Below are 19078 nucleotides of genomic sequence, written 5' to 3'. Positions count from 1 at the left end.
CCCATGCCCGATGTACTAACAAAAGACACCCGAATAGCAGACACCCGAAAGGTTTCGCCGCTGCTCGGGGCGCTGACAATCGCCGGGTTCATGCTTGTTGCAGTAGTTTTGCTCAGCGTTATGGTTGGCTCGCGCTCCCTCGACCCAGCAACCATCTTCGCAGCGCTCGCCGGACAAGCTGATGCCGAGGCCCAAGCAATCTTGTGGGAGCATCGACTGCCCCGTACGGTTTTAGGTGTACTCGGTGGTGCAGCATTGGCTGTTGCGGGGGTGGTCATGCAAGGACAAACCCGCAATCCATTGGCTGACCCGGGACTACTTGGCATAACCGCTGGTGCATCATTGGCTGTGGTATTGAGTATTTCGGTATTAGGGATCGTGACCCCGGCTGGCTACTTGTGGTTTGCCTATGCAGGTGCTGCTCTTGGTGCACTGATCGTTTTTGTCATCGGCACGTTAGCTGGACGCCGACGCGATCCCTCACCGGCATCGTTAATCTTGGCGGGTGCTGCGGTATCAGCTTTGCTTAGCGCAATCACTGGCGTGATCTTGCTTATCGATGTCGCCGCCTTGGATGCCTACCGTTTTTGGACGGTTGGTTCTTTGACCGGTGGACGCAGTCTTGATTCTGTCCTGCTGGTTGCCCCGCTGATGCTGTTAGGAGCCATTTTAGTGGTTGCCCAGTCTTCTGCCCTAGATGCTTTCGCGCTAGGTGATGACATGGCCCAATCGCTGGGCCGGCGTATCCTTCCGACTCGGCTGGGCGGGTTCGCCGCAGTGACCTTGCTCGTTGGCGGTGCAACATCGCTCGTTGGTTCTTTAGGGTTCGTGGGATTAGTTGCCCCGCACATTGCGCGCGGAATAGTTGGTCCGTCGCATGCGCGACTGTTGCCCTTATCAGCGCTGCTGGGAGCGGTTTTGGTTCTTGGCGCCGATATTCTGGGCCGTCTTTTAGTCCAACCTGCTGAGCTACCCGTAGGAATTGTCCTGGGAGTTATCGGTGGCCCGGCATTCTTGGTCCTCGTTGTTCGACTTTTCCGGGAGGCACGATGAGTACGCTACTTACCGCCCCACGCGTGCTGCGCCTGGGCCAGGTATCAACTCGCTGGTCCCCACGAACAGCTCTAACTACGGTCATAGCAACACTTGCCGCAGCCATACTTTGCGTGTTGTCGCTGGGAGTCGGCGATCTATCGTTGTCCCCAAGCCAAGTACTTGAGGTTTTATCCGGCGGCGGAACACGCCAAGAACAATTAGTAGTCATTACGTTGCGTCTGACCAGGACGTTGCTGGGGTTACTGGTTGGGGCAATGCTCGCAGTCTCTGGCGCCATCGTGCAAACCACAACCCGCAACGGGCTTGCTAGTCCGGACCTGCTGGGAATTACTGCGGGTGCAGGCACAGCAGCAGTCGCGGTCATCATTCTTGGCGGCAGCAGCACCAATGCGACTGGTGCGTCTTCGCTGCTTCATGCCTTTGGCACTTCAGGCGCTGCATTAGTTGGTGGACTTGCTGCTGCTCTAACGGTCAGCACGATCTTGAAAATGACCTCTGGTGGCAGGCTTCAGATGTTGCTGGTGGGTGTGGGAACTTCCGCGCTATTTAGTGGTTTAACCAGCTGGATGCTCATTGCCGCGAGCATTGAAGATGCGGAGAAGGCCAACGCCTGGCTCGCTGGATCCCTCAATGGCCGCGGCAGCGAAGAAGTGGTGATGGCGGCACTGGCGCTCGGCGTTGTAGCCGTGGTCTTAGTGCCCTTGTCCACGCGGATTCCTGCCTTAAATTTGGGCTCCGATATGGCCACCGCGCTTGGGCAAAACGCGCAGCGTAGCCGCAGCGCGCTGCTGCTATGTTCGGTTGTGCTGGCATCGATAGCCGCTGCTGTCGCAGGGCCCATTGGCTTTGTCGCACTGGTTGCCCCGCACATCGCACAGCGCGCAGCTGGCGCACCGCGGCCTCCCTTACTTGCTTCAGCGATGATCGGCGCTGCCATTGTTACCGCCAGTGACCTGCTCGCCCGAACCTTAGCTGCACCAATTCTTCTACCAACCGGTGCCGTCACTGCAATCATCGGCGCCCCATTTTTGATTTGGCTCCTGGTCCGCCAGGGAAAGGACACCATTCGATGAAGAACGCCTATGAAATCCGCGACCTGCGCGTCACCCTGGGTGGTTCAGAGATTCTGCGCGGCATTGACCTTAATATCCCCGAAGGCCGCACCACGGTCATCGTTGGTGCGAATGGCTCTGGCAAGTCCACGCTGCTGCGAAGCATCTCCCGGCTGCAACGCCGCGAAGGAGAAATCCTCTTACGCGGCCGCGAGGTATCTAGTATTTCTCCACGCGAGTATGCGCGTGAGGTGGCTCTTCTGCCCCAGGCACCGGAGGCTCCCGAAAATCTTTCCACCATTGACCTCGTCTCACGCGGACGGGATCCTCACCGACGCTGGTGGGACCAATGGTCCAAGCACGATGAAACTATTGTGTGGGATGCACTTCGTGCCACAGGACTGACTGAATTTGCCGAGCGTCCTTTGGGCACGCTTTCAGGTGGTCAACGGCAGCGTGCATGGATTGCGCTTGCCCTGGCCCAATCCCCCAGCGTCTTGCTGCTAGATGAGCCCACTACCTATTTGGATGTCGCTTATCAGCTCGATGTTCTGGAAACGGTCACCACTTTGCAGCGCGAGCGTGGAATCACTGTGGTCATGGTCTTGCATGACCTCGGAATGGCAGCGCGTTTTTCGGACCACCTCGTCGCAATGCGCGAGGGACAAGTTGCCGCGGTCGGTGATACTGACACCACGTTGTCTACTACTGTTATTAAAGATGTATTCGGCATTGACAGTGTCTTGCTTAGTGACCCACGCACTGGTCGGCCGGTGATTGTTCCGCATCGCGCACACGAATCGATGGAGGCACGTTAATGGCAAAGATTGGTCGCGGTCGCCGCGTGGCACGTACCCCCTCAGGTCCACAAAGTGCGGTTGAGCTTGCTTGCGATGCATTGCGTTCACGCATTCTCAGTGGCCAGCTCACACAAGGCACGCACATTGCTGAGCAATCGCTTGCCGATGCCCTCGGTGTCGGCCGCGCCACCCTTCGCGAGGCACTGCGTATTCTCGCCTACGACGGTCTTGTGGTTCATATCCCCCGGGCTGGCACCAAGGTTGTGACGCTGACCTTGCAAGACGCTTATGAAATTGTGACGCTGCGTGAACACCTTGAAGAGCTTGCGTTAATCCACGGTATCCCCGCGGCACCCGAGCGCCTAGAAGAGTTAGAGTCTGCCGTCCAACAACTTGAGCGCAGCGCCGAAGCCGACGATGAGGAAAGTGCCGTTCCCGACAGCCTTGCTTTTCATCGCGCTTTCATTGATCTAGCTGGCCACTCACGCCTTACTGCCGCTTTCGGCACCATCCTTTACCCTCTTGGTTTGTTGATGCACCTTAACCGCCAAGCCCAATCAGACTTTGAATCGCTTGTTGCCCGCGCTCACCGCCACCGCCGACTATTCGAGCTCATCGCCGACGGCGACGGTGCGGCCGTTGCTGCAGAAATGCATTCCCACAGCACCACCAGCTTTCTTAAAGCTATTCACCTGCCAGACGATAATGCCAGCCAAGATGCTTTAGATTGGGCGCGATCACGTGGGTATGGCTGTTCCCATTAGGAGTTTCCTACGTTTAGTCCTGCTGTTTAAACATCACACAACATTCTCCCGCAACGTTTAAGTATTTCTGGAAAACTACCAGTATGGATACTCCCTATGAAGAACAAATAGACATTGCGAAACTAGCTGAAACGCGGCACGTCCCCGACATGAAAATCGCGCTGGAAGTCAAAGAAGTTTTTGAGCACATGCTCGGTGACGGTAAATCCATTATTAACCCAGAGATTACTATCTGGACTGCATCAGCTGCCGAGGAAATTCGCAAACGCGTTGAGGACGACCCGATGGAAGGCACCGGCCAATCTCAGTGGGAAAAGCTCGACCACCAGCTAAGTGGCGCTCCCGATGATGTGGTTCTTCTTACCGCTGAACTCGTTTTCTTAAGAGAACATCCATTAAAAAATTCCTTACCGGAGACTCGCAGATCCCATGTCGAGTCAGTACTTGCACATCTGTCAGAGCCTGTCACTCTTCCTCCTCAAATGGAGACCTGGTTATCTCGCCCTCTAGGAACAGCAGGCTTCAGGAGCGGACAAGCCTACAACGGGCAATTATGGAAGCACTTGATCTGGGCCGCGAACTTCATAAAGCACGTCCAGACGCTTTCGGGCACCGACCGCGAAGCGCTGAAGATCGATGCTTGGGCGTATCAGAAAGCCATGCTCGATTCTGGACAAGATATACCCGATATCCGTAATGCACTGCAGTTTCTTGCACACCCGAGAACTTTCGAGGCAATTTCATCCCCTGGTAAGAAGGAGAAGATTCGAGCCGGTTTTACGGATCTCATTGAAAAAGCCACCTCTAATTCTCCAGTTCAGATCGATTTAGACCTTCTGAAGATTCGTGCGAAGTTAGCTCCCGAATTCCCTGAACCTTTTCATTTTTGGTCGCCCGGGGTTCACGAGCGATGGGAGTCCTTCGCTGTGGAGGAAGATTCCAGCCCGACGCCAGCCCCCAATCCGGTATCCACTCAGGAGGGCACAGAACCACGCAAGCGTCACTATTGGCTTTACTCGCCTGGTGAGCAAGCTTCTCGGTGGGAAGAGTTTACAGAAGCTGGAATCATGGGCATTGGATGGGATGAGCTCGGTGAACACTCCGAGTACGAAACCCAGGAAGACATTCGCCAAAAGCTTGTTGAGAATAATCCCGCTTCAAAGAACACCAACGGTGCTAAGGCAGTATGGGACTTTCAGCATGAAATAGCAGTCGGCGACATCGTCTACGCCAAGAAGGGTATGCACAAGATTATTGGTCGCGGAAAAGTAACATCTGCTACGAGCTACGACCCGGCGCGAGATTCATACAGAAACGTACGATCCGTTGATTGGGATTACATTGGAACGTGGGAGCATCCTGGGCAAGCTTCCATTAAAACCCTTACAGATATCTCTTCCAATATCGGCTATGTGGAACAGCTGGAGGCGATTGTCACCGGTGAACCGGATATTGATGAAACCGACGCGCTTGCCGCTCTCCCTAAATACGGCCAAGCAGATTTCTTAGATGATGTCTTCATAACGGAAACTCGCTATGCACGCCTTCGGGCTTTGCTTAAGCGCAAAAAGAACGTGATTTTGGCAGGACCTCCGGGTGTTGGAAAAACTTTCGCTGCAAAGCGCCTCGCGTATTCAATCATGGGAGAAATGGATCAGAGTCGCGTCCGGATGGTGCAGTTCCATCAGAGTTACTCATATGAAGACTTTCTCATGGGCTTCCGTCCAAATGCTTCCGGTGGATTCGAGCTTCATGAAGGACCTTTCTACCGTTTCTGCAAAGAAGCGCTCAATGATGACCAGGACCGACCTTATTTCTTCATCATTGACGAGATCAATCGCGGCAATATTTCCAAGATTTTTGGCGAACTGCTCATGCTCATCGAGGCGGATAAACGAGGCCAAGAATTACGGCTTTTGTACAAGAACGAGACATTCACCGTTCCTCCGAACCTCCATATCATTGGGATGATGAACACGGCCGACCGGAGCCTGGCTGTTCTCGATTACGCTCTTCGACGCCGTTTCGGCTTCTTCGAAATGACGCCGGGCTTCGAATCTTCAGGTTTTCAATACGTGCAGACCCAGCTACGTAACCCTAGGTTCGATGCACTTGTTTCAATTCTCACTTATCTCAACGCAGCAATCACAGAAGACCCAGGTCTTGGTGCTGGGTTCGCTGTAGGACATAGTTACCTCTCTCCACCATCGAATTTTCTCAAGGACCAAACAGCTCCCGAAGAGGTTGATGGCTGGCTCCATTCGGTTGTTGAAGATGAGCTCGTTCCACTACTCGAAGGATATTGGTTTGATGAGCCTTCAAACGCTGCTGATTGGGCAGAGAAACTCCGGAATGCACTGGTATGATTGACCGTTCCATAGTCATTCAAAATGTATATGTCATGCTTGCATATGCGTTTCGGGCGATTAAAGCCAAGTCAATTTCAAGAGTCGGTAGCGAGAATTTCGATAACCTACATGACTTGCTTGCGGAAATTCTGATCCGAGGTATGAATTCTCAGATTAAGAGAGGGCTTCATCAAGACTACCTTTCGCGCACTGAGGAACTATCGACGGTTCGCGGCCGCATAGACATTGCTCAAACGGTTAACCGGCACGCTCATTCCCGTGGCCGGGTTGTGTGTAATTTTGACGAATACCTGCCAAATACCCCGCACAACCAGGCGCTTAAATCTGTCATTTCTCTGCTGATTCAGCGCGGAAATATCAGCAGAGCACGCCAAGTATCGCTGCGGCGTCTGCTTCCATATCTGGAAGATGTTGCCCTGGTTCCGCCCACGTCGGTCCGTTGGAATGAGCTTCACTATCACCGGGCTAATGCCAGCTATCGTCTACTCCTCGGAGTATGTGAGTTGATAGTTTTGGGGCTTCTTCCTAATGGAGATGATGGCAATATGAAATTGGAGTCATGGTTTTCCGACGAAGCGATGAGCACCCTGTATGAACGTTTCCTCCGTGAATACTTCGTTCTGCATCATCCTGAACTTTTCCCTTCCGCACCTTTGATTGACTGGGCTGTTAGCGATGGAATCGCCTCCGGGCTCCATCAGCTCCCAAAGATGCGCACGGATCTCACTCTCCGAAAGGGAGCGAACCGGCTGATCATTGACGCCAAGTACTACGAAAAGTCAATGCAGACTAACCGTTTCAGTGCGAAATCAACCGTCCATTCTGCCAATCTTTATCAGATCCTTACTTACGTAAAGAACGAAGATGTCAAACAGACTGGCAATGTCGCCGGGCTACTGTTGTATGCCAAGACGGATGGTTTCGAGCAGCCCGAACTAGATGTTGTTGTACAAGGTAGTCGCATCGGCGCACAGACACTGGATCTTAATAAACCGTGGGTAGAGGTCCGTGCCCAGCTCGACGCGTTAGTTCAGTGGATTCCAAAGAGCTAAGGTTGAGGCCCAGACGAGAACAAAATAGAACTGTTTCAAGATTCTCTCCCGGAGGCCAGCATCCATATACCAGTAGATGACTGTTTCTTCCCGCATCTTGCGACCGTCAACCAGCTCAAGAACCTCGTGCGACGGCAAGAACCTCATTGAAGATTTGTCGACGCGCTGCGTGGTGTGCGCAGGTTCGCGGACTGGTCAGAATTCCCCACCCCGGTCCGTAACTTTGTAGACTTCACCATGCTTGTCGTAGGTAATCCACTCGCCGACAGGTTCGCCGTTCCTGAAATGCCCGGAGCGTTTAATAGTGCCGTCTACGCGGTACCACTCCCAATAACCAACAGGCTGGCCGTCTTCCACTTTGCCCTTTGACCACCGGGTTTTGCCATTCGCGTGGTATTTGATGGTGTAGCCATCAATGATCTCAGTCTTCTTTTCTGCAGCAGCCATGTAAATTCCCCTTATTTGTTTAAAGCTTCGCTTTTTATTTCCATCGATATCAAGACCACCAGGTTTACTCATCGGCAGCAGCATGAGCTCCAAATTGCTGACCTTCTACGTCTATGCAAGAATTAGCCGCCCCAATCGTGCACCGAATCCTGCGCACAGTACTTGTGATTGTTCCAAAGGAATCCAGAAACAAGTCCACCGCTGCGGCTTACCGCCATCGGATGGATTTTCTTCCCCGGTGGACCAGCGTTCAGGGACTTGTTGCTCAATTGGAGCAAGCTGGAAGAAGTGCCTTTCGTGGATCTCCGGTTTAGTCGGACGAGCATCGTAATGCTCCATTCCGAGGTCACTGACAATGCGCGTGGCCAGGCCCGTCTCCTCCAGCACCTCGCGCAGCACCGCATCTTCCGGAGCTTCATCTACCTCAATGGTTCCGGCTGGAACCTGGACGCCGGTAACTTCAAGCGGAATGTCATCATGGGTAAAGACCAGCAGTTTATGTTCGCGCACAACATAGCCCACAACTTTGCGAACAACCCGCGGGCTCACGGCAGCTCCGCCGCCTGTACGTGTGCTTACTGCAGATTCGCTTACGTCAGTCATCTTTCCCATCATTGCATGCTTGTCGATGCAAAGAGCATCACGAGAGTTCTGACGCACCCGCCAGCACCGTGAGTTCCTGAATTCGTGGCTTCCACAGGGCAGCACGAATGCCCGTAAGTTCGCGCAAGTGCGGCGAGGTCAGCTCGTCTAATGCACGGATATAATCCGGCACGATTTCGCGCGGGAGCCGAAGCCCCACGGTGAGATGCGGAATCCACCGCTCCCCGCGTCCATCTGGGTTAATCCGGCTGAGCTCACGTGCGACAGCTTCCAGTTCCTCATCGGTTTCTAAAAGCCAGGCCACGGTTTGTTTACGCTTGGTTCCGAATACCACAGTTCCGACACGACGAAACTGCGCAGGAATAACAGCAGGCAAAAGTTCCGCGGCACGCTCGGCGACGTGCTCTTTCATCTCCGGTGAAAAAGTGAGAGTGATATGCGGAGTCTGGTTTTGAACAGGAAAGCCACGCTCTGCCAGCTGCGCAAAAAGATCCCGGACTTGCTGCTCTTCGTTTTCGGGAAGATGCAGCAAAATATTGTCGGGTGAAGCCATCCGGGACTAGCCCTCAAAGGCCGTCTTCATGCAGCGCATCGCAGCCAAAGTCTTTGGCACACCGATGTACGGCATCAAATGCACGAAGCATTCGGCGACTTCCTCTTTGCTCATGCCCGCAACCTCAACGGCAGTTTTGATGTGCCCAGTCAGTTGGGGCTCGACACCGCCCATGGCAGCAAGGGCTGCCATGTTCAGCATCTGGCGGTCGCGCAGTTCGATGCCTTCGCGCTGGTAGGTTCCGCCGAAGACCGCTTCCACGACCCAATCAGACGAACCGGGCGCGAATTCGTCCAGCTGCTTCTTCCAAGCGGCCGCACCTTCTGGGGACTGCGTGTCCTCAACAAACTTGTTGCCCTTGTCCTTGCTCAGTTCCACAGCCATCTCCTTTTGATTCGATAAAGAAAATCACATCTCAGCGCGCCATCATAGCAGGAAAACTCCACGTCAGAGGTCCACGTTAAAGCTTCAGCACCGGTAAGGTAAGAACATGGAACAACGCATCAGCTTTATCACCCTCGTAGTCGAAGACGTTGCACGCAGCCGGAAATTCTACGTCGATGGACTTGGTTGGAAACCCATGTTTGAAAATGACGAAGTCATCATGCTTCCTGCTGGTGAAAACCTGATGCTTTCGCTCTGGAGTATCGAAAGTTTTACTGCCGAGATCGGCACTGCCCCAGCGCGTGGCGTCGCACCTATTACTCTCGCGCACAATTGCGCGACGGAAAAGGAAGTTGATAACGTCCTCTCGCTTGCTACTTCTCTTGGTGCTGATGTGTCACCAGCTATTCGCCAGGAATGGGGCGGATACTCCGGATATTTCTCCGACCCCGACGGATTCCGGTGGGAAATTGCCGTCACCCCTGGGCCAACCGGTGACTACGTTCTTCCTTAAATTTTCAAAACCCTGTTTTCTCCTAATTAGTCACGAAGGACATATTTAAGGGTCTCTACTACCTGCTCAGTGGTCTTGCACCAGCCTTGTGCTTCCGCATCGACTTCCTTGAGCGGATGCACAAGTTCTTCATCATGCAGCGTCACGTAGGGCTTTCCGAGGGCTGCGCAGTAACCGGCATCGAAAGCTGCATTCCACTGCTTGTACTTGTCCCCAAAACGCACGACCACGAAGTCAGCTTTTTCAATCAAAGTCCGCGTGCGAATGGCGTTGACCTTCGCGGACTGATGGTCGCGCCAGAAAGAATCACTGTTCTCACCCAGATGATCACCTGCTGCATCACTTGCTGGATGGTCCGTCACGGGTGCTGTAAACACCACATCCAGTCCAGCAGCTTCTACCCCGCGTTGGATTTCTTCACGCCACTCAGTGTGGATTTCACCGGAGAGATAAACATTGAAACTCATAGCCAGACTCCTTTAACTAAGACTCACTAAGACTTTGTGCATGTGCCTCGTAGCCTAACTGAAAATTACAGCGAAGCCAGCGCATGCCTTAAAGTGTGGGCAACCGACAGCGCCGTAATCGCAGATGTTTTGGGATTCACGGGGTTAGGACCAGATTCACTAACCAAAGAGAAAGTACCCGCCGAGCCTGATACCTCGATGTCATGGCGGGTATCTACCAGGTTTGGAGAGGCAACTAGCTCTACCGATACGCGCTCAAGTGATCGCGCAAGCAACTCATCATCGCTGGCGCCTCTGCCGCTGGAAACTCTGCCACGGGTTGCCCACGCAAGTGCAATGGAAACATTGACGTTGCCCGGGAATTTCGCAATGGCATCGCTGGGTCGGCCGCTAAAAAGAACGAAAGGCTCCGTTGCGTTTTCTAATTCAGCGCGCTCATCATCATTCATCCAGTCTTGAATAAGCGCTTCAGCGTTCTTGGTCGTGCGGATCTTCACCGTGTCCACTGCATTCGACTCAGCGAGCGCCGCCCACAAATCGAATCCTCCGATAGCACCGGAGGTGACATGCACTTTCCCAGGACCAGCCAACAGCGCCCGGCGCGCATCAGGATCAGCTAGAGCGCCTACAGATGTCAGCACCAAATCTTTGCCGCTCGCGATTACTGCCGGCCCGTGTTCTTTTGCCGCCGGAACGCCGGCGCATTCGACCACGATATCGTGGGCATCGATAAGCTCTGCGAGGTTGTCATCGTAAAGCGCTACTCCCAGCGCGCCCCGTTCGTGGTGAGGAGCCGCATCACGAACGAATGCACTGACTTCGAATTCCGATGGGTCAAAAAGTGTCACCAATTGACGCCCGATTGCGCCAAAACCAAGAAGTAATACTCGTGGAGCCGAAGCCGACATGACAATCCTCCATTGCCTTGCAATTTGATACGTGCGCCCAGTCTATCCATTTAGCTATTACCAGGGCATTTCTGGCTCTTGATCATCGAATCAGTTATCAGATGCAAATGTTTGTGGGTTTACTGGCTGCTTGTATTTCGGCAGGCTTTCGACGACGAGCAGGTAGGAATCGGTCACGAGTTCATCGATAAGCTGTGCGTCAACCCTGCCACCTGCCCGGATGGTGATCCAATGTTTCTTGTTCATGTGCCAACCCGGAGTAATGCTCGCGTGAGTCTTGCGGAGTATCTCTGAATCCAGTGGATCGGTTTTGAGATTCACAATTTCTTCACCGTCTAATTCGGCCAGGAACATGAACATCTTGCCGCAAATCTTCCACACGTCCGAGTCCAAACCGAAGGGATGGGTCAATTCTGTTCCGGGGAGCTCAAGCGCGCGGGCAACCGCTCTTTTCTGTAATTCTTTGCCATCCATGGTTTTCCTCAACCCTTGAACTGGGAACGCAGCCGTTGCGTCGACGTATCTTTCAGGCAGAGACCTCACAGATCCGGTACCTGCAATTCGATACGTGCCGGTTCAAAGTCTACTTCGACCCCGTCTTCCATACTCAGCCTGTCGAACAATGACTCACCGTCCCGGTCGATACTGTGTGCATTTACCTTCCACATTGCACTCACCACCCTTTTTGACTGCAGGTCGGTTTCAACAGTATTCCCTCTCTTAGCAGTAAACAAGGACTGAAAATGCTTTTCTAGCTCGTCTGGGCGCGCCCATGACGCCAATAACCGACGAAATCAACGTTGCGTTTTGGAACGCCACGCTCTTGAATAAGGTGTCGGCGTGCACCGGTGGCAAGGGCTTGCTCGCCAATGGTGTGTGCATGCACCTCGCCGTCAGGAAGTGTCGCGTTTATTAGCACTTGGAGCGCGAGTTCGCCCGGCTTTTCGTAAGACTGGGCTGATTCGTCCCGTGCAATCCACATGATCTCCATCCCCGCAGAGGCATCGAATTCTTGTTGGTCTGCGGCGCTGGGAATTTCAATAATTACTACGCCTTCGGCGGATTCGGGAAGTGTACGACAAATACCGGCGATAGCAGGTAGAGCGGTTTCATCACCAACGAGAAGCGTCCAGTCATGTGGGTGGTCCGGTGTAAAAGCGTTACCCTGATCAAGGAAACCTAACCGGTCTCCTGGTTTCGCTTCGAGCGCGAACTTTGCCGCGGGCCCCATGGATTCATGATCGCCGTGGATAACGAAGTCAATATCTACCTCACCGACATCGGGGCGTGCTTCGCGCACCGTATATGCGCGCACCCACGGACGACGCGCCTTGGGCGTGGCAAGGTATTGCAGGTACCAACCAATTTCTGAGGTTCTAGTCGGAAGTGCGAGCACGTCTTGACCTTGCCGAGTGAAGAACAACCGGCACCAGTGGTCCGCACCCCAATTTTCCAGCCCATCAAGACCTGCGAGAGTTAACCGCACGAAGTTGGGACTGATGCGCTCAGATTTTACGACTTCTGCCATCATGAACTGGCGGTCTGCTGGAGTATTCTTTTTCCGACTCATTTCAGTTAGCGTACCCTAACCTCAGCGAACTGATCGGAAATTTTCTTGACCTTTGCCGCTAGTCCTCATCATCCACATAAGGAAGAGCTTCATCTCGCCCTGCCCGACGCGCACCCAATTTGCGCATGGACGGCGAAGAAAGAATCGCTTCGATTATGCGAGCATCAGCACCCAGAGCCATTTCTGCCGAGTAGATCGGTATTCCAACAAACCATGACCTGTCGTCGGGCCATATCAATGAAGGAAAATTATCGTGATGCCCCAGTGCAAGAGCGGAATCTAGTGGCCCACTCCAGAGATAGTAATTTCGATTCGGCAGCTGCAACGGCCGGACATTAGGACGTTCGACTCGGGTTACAGCAAACCAGTCCGGCACCCCCTGCGAATCTCCCGCAGCGGCGCCTCCCGCAACATAGCCAGCCGCGCCTGGCGCTGTGCGCGGATCCAGACCATGGGCATATAGCCAGCCCCACCCTTCCCACAGTGCTGTGTGCACAGTCTGCTCGCCCGTAAATTTCCGGAGCTCCTCGATCAAGGCTTTGAGGGCGAAAATGTCTTGTTGCTCAGGGTCTTCTTTGGAACGTGGAATGGGAATAATCGCGTATTGCTCATAGCCCGCCGGCACGGCATGCCCGAGCAAGTCGCTGAACCCATCAAGAAGTGGTCCGATCCACTCCCCGGCCTCGGGCCCAGAATCCCAATCTGCCCCTGCAGCGCTCAGGTATTTTTCCATATCCATAATGCTAACCATTTTGAGCGCCCGGTTCCCGAGGCATGGCAGCGTCATCGGTACGTAACTCTTTGCATCGTCAAGCTGCTCGGCTCGGCGATAGAAGCCCTCATCCTTGCAATAGCGAATGGTCTCGGAGACTAGAAATCAAACCGCTTACCTCCTCAGAGCTTGTCATAAAGGAAGTAACAAACCGCACTACACCAGGCTCCCACCGGTCATGGTAAAACTCATATCCATCTGCAAGAAGGGCATCGATAGCTGCTTGCGGAAGTCGACAGAACACAATGTTGGCCTGCGGTTGATTAAGCAAAGAAATACCAGGCGTGGAATCAATCCCTTCGGCCAATTCGGCTGCCATTGCATTGGCGTGGGTGGCGTTGTGCAACCACAAGTCGTCCGCCAAGTAGGCCTTTAGCTGTGCGGATTGAAAGCGCATTCTTGATGAGAGTTGTCCTGCACGCTTGACACGAAACGAAAGTTCCTCGGTATAGCTGCGGTCAAAGACAACGATGGCATCGGCAGTCAATGCCCCATTTTTGGTAGCGCCGAAAGAAAGTACATCCACCCCAGCGCGCCAAGTAACTTCCGCAGGGCTGGCGTCTAAGGAGACCACAGCATTAGCGAATCTCGCCCCATCCATATGCGCACGAATGCCCGCATTCTTTGCATTTTCCGTAAGAGTCCTAAACTCCTCAACTGAGTATTGGGGGTGATGAGCTTGGGCAGTTGGTCGTTATAACGCTCAATTCCCAAAGTCCCACGCACAATGTGTGGGGAGACAGCACGGACAAACGCCTCGACTCCAAACTCTCCCTCGTCGAAGAGCGTGACAAGTTGGCGACCAATCGCGCCAAACCCAAGCAGCAAAAATTTCGGTGCCGAAGTAGCCATCTCAACCCTCTAATGGACTCAATCTACTGACGCTACCTAGTCGATCGACGACCTCAAATTGAAGAAACGAGGTGCCTGAATTATCGTCGGGAGTTGCCTAAACAATGGTTGAAGCCGTGCGCATTCGTTATCCGCCCTAATCCTACTTCTCGGGCTTCTGCCTTTTCGGTTCTTCAACGTCTGGATAAATGCTGCGTGTCTCAGCACGCTCATAATTCCGCGGTAAGTAGTCAGTGACATAAATCTTCGGCAGCGTCTTAGCAATAGCAAGAACCACATAGATTGTGGTGTTAATCGCGACGAAAGCAGCAAGTGCTGCGAACCAGTCGGTATGGAGAATCTCTTCTGAAAAGATCATCGGCGTTCCTCCCCTTCATCGTTAGTTCCGGCAGCTGTATCAGCTACCTGCATTGTCTTGTCATCATGCTCACCCCAGTGAGCTTGCTTGGCCAATAGAATATCCACAACGCCGTTGAGAAATACCAGGTTGAGATAGCTGGCGTAGATGAGCTCTGGGATTAATAACGCAGCAACAAACCTGGCAAACCATGTGGACCTCCATACCGTTAGCACGCGTTCAATCATGAACAACAGTCCCAGCAGCATCCAGAATGGATACCAGATCCACTGATCTCGGGCGAGAAACGTGATGATAATGACTGCGAAATAGGCGCCCAAGGCTAATGCGCCGTAACCGATTCCCAGCTGCTGGAACCAATACCGTGTCGTTTGTGGTGTGATGCCATAAGCACCGAGGTTTTCCAGCGCACCGCGTTGCCATCGAAGCCTTTGATGCCATAATTCTCTCCAAGTCGGCATCACTTCTGTCACTACTGTGCACTCATTGGGTGACACCATAAGCCCACCGAGTGATTTCAAAGCCAGGGTCAACTCATTATCTTCGGTCAACGCCGCGGTGTCATAAACATCGCCTTTACGTCCGGGGATCAATGTCCCGCGTGATTCCGCCACTGTCCGCAGGCCGCGTGGCCGAAAAGCCGACGCTGTTCCAGTCAAAACAAACACACGTCCGCGGCGTCGATAGATGTCACGGCTATAACGGGTGTATTCGTTGCGCTGATATTGGCCAAGCCATCCGGAACCTGACTCACCGTAGAACAATCCGCCCACGGCCATTAGAGCGCGATCAGACTCAAAGCGGCGTCGTGCTTCCTTGAGGAAACCTTGGTCAAGTGCTGTATCAGCGTCAACGATCATCACAATGTCATTCTCCCCCAATGTGGGAAGCATCCGGCTCAAAGCCTGATTGAGCCCTCCAGCCTTCTTAAACTTATTATTGACTGTTTCCAAGACCTCTACTCCCTCAGCACGGGCTAATTCCGTAGTTTCATCAGTGCAATTATCGGCAACTACAACGATGCGTTCTGGGGGCTCATGTTGTGATTTCAATGCCTGAATTGTTCCAGTAATTCTTTCCGCCTCATTGTGTGCTGGCACGAGCACGTTAATGGTAATTGGTCCATGAAATACCCCTCGGGTTTCTGCCATCACAATCTTCGGCGCTAATGGCACTCCTTCGCCGTCTACGGAGCGTCGGTAGCGGTTGGTTACGGTTCGTTCCACTGTGGCAGCGATAAAGACGAAAATTAATGCAACGGTAATTGCAGCAACCAATACCCTGACTGGTGGAATATAGTCATCAAAGAGCACTTTCCACCTATCAAAGACTTCGGTTTCTTGGGCACCCGGTGATGCTGGATCAGACAGGGTAACTGCAAGCCATAGCAGCAATATTCCCATCCCGGCGATGCCAAGGACGCCGATACCGATGACTCTTGCGATTGGAAAGCTCTTCTTTTCCATATTCTTCCTACCCCCAGGTAGCGGTTTGGTTCGTCTCGAGATAAGTAGCTATAAATTCATCAATCGGCTTGGATCTACCAATATGGAAACCTTGGGCGTACGTTACGCCTATCTCCCGTACCGCCTCCAAAATTTCCTTGCTTGAAACAAACTCGGCGACGGTTTCCATCTCCTCATCCTTAGCAAGTTGGGCAATAGATTCGACGATGCTGCGGTCCACGCGGCTGGTGACCATACCTTCTATGAACTCACCTGCAATCTTCAGCACGCTAAAGTCGAACTTCTTTAGATATTGATAAGGCTCATGTCCTGCGCCAAAGTCATCGATTGCGATGTGGAAGCCAAAATCTTTCAGCATCTGCACAAACTCTTTTGCTGCGTCAATGTCTTCAATGGGAGCGGTCTCAGTAATCTCAAACCTAAATGATTCCCTTGGCAAATCATGAGCTTTAAATTCGGCTCTTAGTTTCTCCCGCATTTCCGCAGAGCTCAGAGAGTAGCCCGACAGATTCAAAGCGAGGCTGAAAGTCGGACACACAGCTCTCAGCCTCTCAATATGCTTAATACCTTCTCGCATGACTGCGATATCAAGCTCCGGGGCTAGACCAGCCTGTTCAACCGACTGAACAAACTGCCCCGTAGGCACATCTGTGCCATTCAAGTTGATCCGGAGCAGGCCTTCGGCTGCATCCACCCGACCTGTTTCAAGTTCTAGGATCGGCTGCAGCTCGAGGCGGATAGAATCTGACTCCAAGATCTCCGGAAGTCCCTCAACTGAGAATGCGGGCTTGGCTGAGCGAACAATAGTGTTTTCGGCTTTGCGCACCGCAATCCGATTTCTACCTGCGCGTTTAGCATCGTAAAGCAGCTGATCAGCAAGAGTGAATGGTTTCACACCTTGGGCACGAGCATCAGAAAAGAGCGTGACGCCGATACTTACTGACACCCGCGATAACACTTTTCCTCGGCCTTTAAAGTGCTGATTGACCAACTCAATAACTCTGATACCGATTGCTTCAGCGCCATCCCTGTCGGTATCGGGCAAAACAATAACGAATTCATCGCCACCGATGCGACCGACAATGTCGGACTCCCTCACGCTGTCTTTGAGGATTTCTGCAAACTCAATAAGCAACTGATCACCAGCCTCATGGCCGAGCGAATCATTAACTTCCTTGAAGTAATCCAGATCCAAAAGCAACAATGCACTATCGCTCGAATCGCGTTCATTCTTGAGGCTAAGCTCTTCGATATCAGATTCCAGCCGTCTGCGATTGACCAATCCTGTCAGGGAGTCATGATCCGCCAAATGCTTCACAAGCTCGATGAGTTCTTGGCGCTCAGTTACATCGACAACATTAACGAGTAATGTTCCGGGTCTGCCTTCAACATTGCCCATCGAGCTAAATGACATAGCAACGTTTTTCTGTTTACCTCTCACGGTTTCGAGCGAACGATCCAAGTGCACAACGGCTTCTGGGACCGACAGAACAGGGGTCACGTCGTCCATGGTTCCCTCCTCTACTCCAAAATCCTCTAGATTTCGTCCTAAGAGTCGAACAGGAGTCGTTCCCACCAAGTCACCAAAGGATCGATTCGCCATTACGATTTCTCCCGAAGGCTCCAGCATTGCAATCCCGTGCGGGGCATTTTCAAATAGCAGCCGCGATTCTTCATATGCACGCGTCAATTCCTGCATCGTGTAATACTCATTAGTACTGTCATGCCAAATCACAAGCGCATGACCCGGTTCAGTTTCTCCACGCAGATACATCGGTGACGCACTAATTTTGAAGATTCGACGAGCCAAGTCCGGATCTTCTCCCGGTACTTCACCTAACTTGACTAATACTCTTTCGACACCTTGTCCACGCAAGGCCAAACTGATCGGACGTTCTTCCTCATCTATGGGTTCACCGTCTATATCCTGCAGTTTCGGCATGGAATAATGCCCATCCGGTGTTTGCTTGACGAGGTTCTTCGCGCCCGCATTAACAGGAAATACTCTTCCATTTTTGTTTGCGATAAATAGCGCATCAGGAAGGGTCTTTGCTACCACCTCTAGCTCTTCAACCAGTGCTGATGTCTGCTGGACTGTCGTTGACACAACTAGCGACAACAAGATACACATCAGAACGAAAAGCTGAATTGTCGTTGCCTGCACCAGTATGGATTCGTCCGTAATCGCAAAAGGTCCGGTACCTAATAGGAAATACAGAATTACGACTATTGCTGAGGTAATCACCGCATGTAGAACGGCTAAAGGCACTGGAAGACGGGTTGCACTCCAATACAATGGCAACATTGCCAAGTAGACCGTCGGAAGATCTACAGCAAATCCGAAAATGAGCGCCAGCACTCCGATCGTAGCTATGAAAACAACTGCGAACTCGCGCCATGCTGATTGGTGAATATTTAGTACCAGCGGCGTCGCAAGTGCAATCCCGGGCCCGGCAACCACAATAATGCCAGTCAAGTCACGAAGGGCCATCGTCAGATAAAGGGTGAATGAATACGGCAAATCTGCCAGTGCATAAGCAAGAATCACAATCAATTTGGATATTGCGACCATGACAATGCCCGCGACGAGGAGCCGGAATACATCGGCTGAAAGGCGAATATGGGAGAAGGGTGCGAATGCACGCCGTTTACGCAACGGTTCTGGCAATTGCGCATTTTCCATGAATGCCATAACCAGTGCAACGCCAGGACCTGCGATAGCGTGCGCAATTCCTGCCAGAATCACTCCCCTGATGGAGGTTTCCGTAAAAAAGTGCAGGTATATGGCTGGGACTAGAAACACGTATCCACAAATTAGGGCGAAGTTTTTCCAGCTTCTGCAAGTCACGGCCCACCACACGGCGATTCCCACTGATGGCCACACAATTGCGACTAACGAATCGCCGTATACCAGTGAGTATGAGCCAATAACAGCAATCGAATACGCGAACGCAAAGACAATCTGACGCACCAAAGCCACCAGCAGTGAACTGTCTCGATACAACGAGGGGTCACTGGAATTGGCAAGTAGCCAACGACTGGTCGCGTTCACAGCAATCGTCATCCTTCACGGAGAATAAGGCTTTTACAA

At 52.6% G+C, this 19078-nt stretch carries 19 protein-coding genes and 1 pseudogene; 7 read left to right on the top strand and 13 right to left on the bottom strand.

Annotation, left to right across the window (positions count from 1 at the left end; translation table 11 throughout):
• The first annotated feature begins 3 nt into the window (after nucleotides 1-3).
• The 6 genes from C5Y44_RS04205 (at nucleotide 4) to mcrC (ending at nucleotide 7093) form a co-directional block, all read left to right on the top strand.
• Nucleotides 4-1053: an iron ABC transporter permease gene (locus C5Y44_RS04205; RefSeq protein WP_105323806.1), complete on the top strand. Its 1050-nt coding sequence runs from the start codon at nucleotides 4-6 to the stop codon at nucleotides 1051-1053.
• The gene (locus tag C5Y44_RS04200; RefSeq protein WP_105323805.1) at nucleotides 1050-2129 is read left to right on the top strand and encodes an iron chelate uptake ABC transporter family permease subunit; all 1080 of its coding nucleotides are present in this window, start codon (nucleotides 1050-1052) and stop codon (nucleotides 2127-2129) included. Before C5Y44_RS04205 ends, C5Y44_RS04200 begins: the two co-directional genes overlap by 4 nt.
• Nucleotides 2126-2926 (top strand): ABC transporter ATP-binding protein, encoded by an 801-nt coding sequence (locus C5Y44_RS04195; protein WP_105323804.1) that lies wholly within the window; start codon nucleotides 2126-2128, stop codon nucleotides 2924-2926. The genes C5Y44_RS04200 and C5Y44_RS04195 overlap by 4 nt, the downstream gene beginning before the upstream one ends.
• Entirely contained in the window at nucleotides 2926-3672 is a 747-nt protein-coding gene (locus C5Y44_RS04190) for a GntR family transcriptional regulator (protein ID WP_105323803.1), read from the top strand. Before C5Y44_RS04195 ends, C5Y44_RS04190 begins: the two co-directional genes overlap by 1 nt.
• A gap of 83 nt (nucleotides 3673-3755) precedes the next feature.
• On the top strand, nucleotides 3756-6038 hold the full coding sequence (locus tag C5Y44_RS04185; RefSeq protein ID WP_233189821.1) for an McrB family protein: 2283 nt from the start codon (nucleotides 3756-3758) through the stop codon (nucleotides 6036-6038).
• Nucleotides 6035-7093: a 5-methylcytosine-specific restriction endonuclease system specificity protein McrC gene (gene mcrC, locus C5Y44_RS04180; protein WP_105323802.1), complete on the top strand. Its 1059-nt coding sequence runs from the start codon at nucleotides 6035-6037 to the stop codon at nucleotides 7091-7093. The genes C5Y44_RS04185 and mcrC overlap by 4 nt, the downstream gene beginning before the upstream one ends.
• 195 nt (nucleotides 7094-7288) lie before the next feature.
• Here the strand turns inward: mcrC and C5Y44_RS04175 are convergent, their stop codons facing one another.
• The 4 genes from C5Y44_RS04175 to C5Y44_RS04160 form a co-directional block, all read right to left on the bottom strand.
• Nucleotides 7289-7540 carry a hypothetical protein gene (locus tag C5Y44_RS04175; RefSeq protein ID WP_105323801.1) on the bottom strand — a complete coding sequence of 84 codons (252 nt, stop codon included), beginning with the start codon at nucleotides 7538-7540 and terminating at the stop codon, nucleotides 7289-7291.
• 111 nt (nucleotides 7541-7651) lie between these two features.
• Nucleotides 7652-8143, bottom strand: coding sequence for an NUDIX domain-containing protein (locus C5Y44_RS04170; protein ID WP_105324066.1), 492 nt, complete (start codon nucleotides 8141-8143; stop codon nucleotides 7652-7654).
• 37 nt (nucleotides 8144-8180) lie between these two features.
• Nucleotides 8181-8696, bottom strand: a complete 516-nt coding sequence (locus tag C5Y44_RS04165) for a 2'-5' RNA ligase family protein (protein ID WP_105323800.1) — start codon at nucleotides 8694-8696, stop codon at nucleotides 8181-8183.
• 6 nt (nucleotides 8697-8702) lie between these two features.
• Nucleotides 8703-9074 (bottom strand): carboxymuconolactone decarboxylase family protein, encoded by a 372-nt coding sequence (locus tag C5Y44_RS04160; RefSeq protein WP_105324065.1) that lies wholly within the window; start codon nucleotides 9072-9074, stop codon nucleotides 8703-8705.
• A 112-nt stretch (nucleotides 9075-9186) separates the two neighbouring features.
• Between C5Y44_RS04160 and C5Y44_RS04155 the strand changes: the two genes are divergently transcribed.
• Nucleotides 9187-9594, top strand: a complete 408-nt coding sequence (locus tag C5Y44_RS04155; protein WP_105323799.1) for a VOC family protein — start codon at nucleotides 9187-9189, stop codon at nucleotides 9592-9594.
• A gap of 26 nt (nucleotides 9595-9620) precedes the next feature.
• Here C5Y44_RS04155 and C5Y44_RS04150 read toward each other — a convergent pair whose 3' ends face one another.
• The 9 genes and pseudogenes from C5Y44_RS04150 to C5Y44_RS04105 all read right to left on the bottom strand — a co-directional run bounded on the left by C5Y44_RS04150 (nucleotide 9621) and on the right by C5Y44_RS04105 (nucleotide 19039).
• Nucleotides 9621-10061, bottom strand: a complete 441-nt coding sequence (locus tag C5Y44_RS04150) for a YtoQ family protein (protein WP_066837900.1) — start codon at nucleotides 10059-10061, stop codon at nucleotides 9621-9623.
• A 65-nt stretch (nucleotides 10062-10126) separates the two neighbouring features.
• The gene (locus C5Y44_RS04145; protein ID WP_105323798.1) at nucleotides 10127-10969 is read right to left on the bottom strand and encodes an aspartate dehydrogenase domain-containing protein; all 843 of its coding nucleotides are present in this window, start codon (nucleotides 10967-10969) and stop codon (nucleotides 10127-10129) included.
• A 90-nt stretch (nucleotides 10970-11059) separates the two neighbouring features.
• Nucleotides 11060-11443 carry an MmcQ/YjbR family DNA-binding protein gene (locus tag C5Y44_RS04140; protein WP_105323797.1) on the bottom strand — a complete coding sequence of 128 codons (384 nt, stop codon included), beginning with the start codon at nucleotides 11441-11443 and terminating at the stop codon, nucleotides 11060-11062.
• Between the two features lie 277 nt (nucleotides 11444-11720).
• A complete protein-coding gene (locus C5Y44_RS04135) occupies nucleotides 11721-12539 on the bottom strand; it encodes a siderophore-interacting protein (protein WP_199185979.1) in 819 nt (272 codons plus the stop codon).
• 58 nt (nucleotides 12540-12597) lie between these two features.
• On the bottom strand, nucleotides 12598-13272 hold the full coding sequence (locus C5Y44_RS04130; protein WP_146108472.1) for a hypothetical protein: 675 nt from the start codon (nucleotides 13270-13272) through the stop codon (nucleotides 12598-12600).
• Between the two features lie 106 nt (nucleotides 13273-13378).
• A pseudogene (locus C5Y44_RS04125) lies at nucleotides 13379-13963 on the bottom strand (low specificity L-threonine aldolase); the annotation flags it as partial.
• A 342-nt stretch (nucleotides 13964-14305) separates the two neighbouring features.
• Entirely contained in the window at nucleotides 14306-14521 is a 216-nt protein-coding gene (locus tag C5Y44_RS04115) for a hypothetical protein (RefSeq protein ID WP_105323795.1), read from the bottom strand.
• Nucleotides 14518-15987 carry a glycosyltransferase family 2 protein gene (locus tag C5Y44_RS04110; RefSeq protein ID WP_105323794.1) on the bottom strand — a complete coding sequence of 490 codons (1470 nt, stop codon included), beginning with the start codon at nucleotides 15985-15987 and terminating at the stop codon, nucleotides 14518-14520. The genes C5Y44_RS04115 and C5Y44_RS04110 overlap by 4 nt, the downstream gene beginning before the upstream one ends.
• A gap of 7 nt (nucleotides 15988-15994) precedes the next feature.
• On the bottom strand, nucleotides 15995-19039 hold the full coding sequence (locus C5Y44_RS04105; RefSeq protein WP_199185978.1) for an EAL domain-containing protein: 3045 nt from the start codon (nucleotides 19037-19039) through the stop codon (nucleotides 15995-15997).
• Between the last annotated feature and the right edge of the window lie 39 nt (nucleotides 19040-19078).

Origin of the sequence: Corynebacterium sp. J010B-136 (genome assembly GCF_002967075.1) — a bacterium.
Classification (GTDB): Bacteria; Actinomycetota; Actinomycetes; order Mycobacteriales; family Mycobacteriaceae; genus Corynebacterium.
This window is presented reverse-complemented; position numbering and strand designations above follow the sequence as displayed.

Bases quoted from the DNA above. Each gene is read 5' to 3' on its own strand.
- C5Y44_RS04175 (WP_105323801.1), bottom strand. From the start codon at position 7,540: ATGGCTGCTGCAGAAAAGAAGACTGAGATCATTGATGGCTACACCATC.
- C5Y44_RS04135 (WP_199185979.1), bottom strand. From the start codon at position 12,539: ATGAGTCGGAAAAAGAATACTCCAGCAGACCGCCAGTTCATGATGGCA.
- C5Y44_RS04205 (WP_105323806.1), top strand. From the start codon at position 4: ATGCCCGATGTACTAACAAAAGACACCCGAATAGCAGACACCCGAAAG.
- C5Y44_RS04185 (WP_233189821.1), top strand. From the start codon at position 3,756: ATGGATACTCCCTATGAAGAACAAATAGACATTGCGAAACTAGCTGAA.
- C5Y44_RS04155 (WP_105323799.1), top strand. From the start codon at position 9,187: ATGGAACAACGCATCAGCTTTATCACCCTCGTAGTCGAAGACGTTGCA.
- C5Y44_RS04195 (WP_105323804.1), top strand. From the start codon at position 2,126: ATGAAGAACGCCTATGAAATCCGCGACCTGCGCGTCACCCTGGGTGGT.
- C5Y44_RS04170 (WP_105324066.1), bottom strand. From the start codon at position 8,143: ATGACTGACGTAAGCGAATCTGCAGTAAGCACACGTACAGGCGGCGGA.
- C5Y44_RS04110 (WP_105323794.1), bottom strand. From the start codon at position 15,987: ATGGAAAAGAAGAGCTTTCCAATCGCAAGAGTCATCGGTATCGGCGTC.
- C5Y44_RS04140 (WP_105323797.1), bottom strand. From the start codon at position 11,443: ATGGATGGCAAAGAATTACAGAAAAGAGCGGTTGCCCGCGCGCTTGAG.
- C5Y44_RS04165 (WP_105323800.1), bottom strand. From the start codon at position 8,696: ATGGCTTCACCCGACAATATTTTGCTGCATCTTCCCGAAAACGAAGAG.
- C5Y44_RS04145 (WP_105323798.1), bottom strand. From the start codon at position 10,969: ATGTCGGCTTCGGCTCCACGAGTATTACTTCTTGGTTTTGGCGCAATC.
- C5Y44_RS04130 (WP_146108472.1), bottom strand. From the start codon at position 13,272: ATGGAAAAATACCTGAGCGCTGCAGGGGCAGATTGGGATTCTGGGCCC.
- mcrC (WP_105323802.1), top strand. From the start codon at position 6,035: ATGATTGACCGTTCCATAGTCATTCAAAATGTATATGTCATGCTTGCA.
- C5Y44_RS04190 (WP_105323803.1), top strand. From the start codon at position 2,926: ATGGCAAAGATTGGTCGCGGTCGCCGCGTGGCACGTACCCCCTCAGGT.
- C5Y44_RS04115 (WP_105323795.1), bottom strand. From the start codon at position 14,521: ATGATCTTTTCAGAAGAGATTCTCCATACCGACTGGTTCGCAGCACTT.
- C5Y44_RS04150 (WP_066837900.1), bottom strand. From the start codon at position 10,061: ATGAGTTTCAATGTTTATCTCTCCGGTGAAATCCACACTGAGTGGCGT.
- C5Y44_RS04200 (WP_105323805.1), top strand. From the start codon at position 1,050: ATGAGTACGCTACTTACCGCCCCACGCGTGCTGCGCCTGGGCCAGGTA.